Raw genomic sequence first — 2,318 nt, forward strand, 5'->3', positions numbered from 1 at the left:
GTACATCGCTTTATATTCACTTAGCTCTTTCTGTTTCTTCCGTAACAGGAGTTTTCGCATTTTAAACATGGTAGAAGAACATAATAGAATACTAATGAGTTGCGCATAAAGGTGACATTCTAATCGTTCTTGTTTAATAGATTTACAACGATGAATTTGAAACCAAGATTTCCATATTTTAAATAACAGTTCAATTTGCCAACGTAGTGAATATAAATCATAGATTTTCTCTTTTGGTACCCATTCCGTAGGAATGTTTGTCATATATACCGTAATACCTTGTAAAAGCTTCGTACGCTCTGTATAAGTAATTCCTTTTTTCTTTTCGCGAATAGCTCGGTCACGTAGGCGTTTCTGTTTTTGCTCCTCGGTACATCTATAAACCACAATGCGAGTAGGTAGTTTGTCTTTACTCCCTACATAAACATCATGTAATTCATACACTTGGCCAGGTTGTAATTGTGTCATGATGTCTTCCAAATGAATTTGTATATATACCGGTCTCAATTGAGTGGGCTTTGTTTTAAATACAACTGTTTCGAACTCTTTTCTGTATATTTTAGTTGGTAACTTAAGACGTGATAAATAATATCCTTACTTGTCTTGAATAGACTTAAAGTCTTGTAAACGAAAATATCCTAAGTCACGAATATATAGTTCATTCTTTTGTGCCATGCCTGTTCGAGTCGCACTATATGCCTGATCACTTCGTTTTCCTGGTTCAATTTCCACATCAGAAAATTCCCCACTCAACAAGTCATACTCTAGTTGAATTTTCACACCAGCTTTATGACTGCATCCTCCAGCACCAGGATAAGTAGCTGCGAATCAATCTGGAACTTGGAAGGTTGTAGAATCAAGGATGCGAATGCACTCAAAGTAAGCTGAAAGAGAATGAGAAATCTTAGATAAACCTCCAATTTTAGCTTGTAGAAGTGAAAGCTACAGAAGCTGAGTTAAAGCGTCGATTAAGTCCCTCCGGACTTAATAAAATTCCTGTTGAGGTTTCTAACTGACTACAAAGTTGAGTAAGAGAGGTAATAGCGACTTGTTGATTTAACCATACACACAAAGATAAGAAATGGTGCCCATGGCACTTACGTTTTCGTTTCATCCCGCCTGCTTCTATAGCTAATTAATTAAGTGTAGCAGGAGACATATATCGATATAACTCTTCGGCAAATAAAGATAACTCTTGTTTTTGATGGATATTCATAAAAAGCACGTTACTATTCTCATTAATATAAGAGAATAGTAACGTGCTTTTTACTCCAAAAATAGTCTATATACGGATTTGGAATAAAGTCACGAAGTTTAAAAAAGACGTGTTGTTTTAATAAGGTGCAACGCTTTTGCTCCAGATTACTTATCTAGAGCTTGTTTTATTGAACTAACAGGGCAGGTTACTTCAATAAAAAGAGGGGTTTTAGTGACAAAAGCTAATTCTTATTGCTATAAACAATTATATAGGGGAGTGTTTACATTGATAAATTTTTTTAAATATAACTGGCAAGTAAGAGACGAATGGTTTGAATGGTGTAATCAACTATCAAATGAAGAGTTGATAAAAGAGCGAACTGGAGGAGTAGGAAGTATTTTATATACCCTTTTTCACATTATTGATGTTGAATATAGTTGGGTTCGTGGTATTCAAGGTAAAGAAGACATAGTAGTTGAATTTGCTGATTATGATACACTTGAGAGGATTAAATCTCTTTCAGATAGATTCCGGAATGAAATAGCTGAATTTCTCAAAAAAAATTTAGATGAATTAAAAGAGAAAGCTGTATGTGTTGCTTGGGATGAAGATAAATATACTGTTGAGGAAATATTACACCATATAATTGCTCATGAGATTCACCACATTGGTCAACTCTCTGTTTGGTCAAGAGAAGTAGAACTCAACCCCGTACCTGCTAACTTTATTGGAAGAAAGTTTAAATCCATTCATTCTTATTAAACTAAACGGAGCGTTAGTGGTATAAGGAAAATTAAATTAATCAGACTTTTTATAAAAAACAGTTCTGGAAAATAAAAGAGAGCCATCGTTTTGTTCAATTACTGTTTAAAACAATGGCTTTTTATATGCATTGAAATTATGGGTTTAGAATGATTTTTTAACCAAACTTTATTTTAAACCTGCCCCAAATTCTTAAGTTGATGGATGTGTGGCTGTACCCCTTGTATAAGAGTTTGTTTTTAAACAAACTCTGTCTCAATAGTATCCTGATATTACAAAAAAGAACTAAGATGTTTCATCCTAGCTCTTTTTTAGCAATATCAACTTATTATATACATTCATCAATCGTTATTTTACT

General features: G+C 33.6%; 1 protein-coding gene and 1 pseudogene. One reads left to right on the forward strand and one right to left on the reverse strand.

Annotated features, from left to right (window positions below):
• Positions 1-1,216, reverse strand: a pseudogene (locus ACQGS6_RS26825) (IS4 family transposase); the annotation flags it as partial.
• Positions 1,217-1,483: 267 nt separating this feature from the next.
• On the opposite strand from ACQGS6_RS26825, the gene ACQGS6_RS26830 reads away from it, so the two are divergent.
• Positions 1,484-1,960, forward strand: a complete 477-nt coding sequence (locus tag ACQGS6_RS26830) for a DinB family protein (RefSeq protein WP_176523823.1) — start codon at positions 1,484-1,486, stop codon at positions 1,958-1,960.
• Positions 1,961-2,318 lie beyond the last annotated feature (358 nt).

Origin of the sequence: Bacillus sp. GMs2/2 (assembly GCF_050172095.1) — a bacterium.
Taxonomy (GTDB): Bacteria; Bacillota; Bacilli; order Bacillales; family Bacillaceae_G; genus Bacillus_A; species Bacillus_A cereus.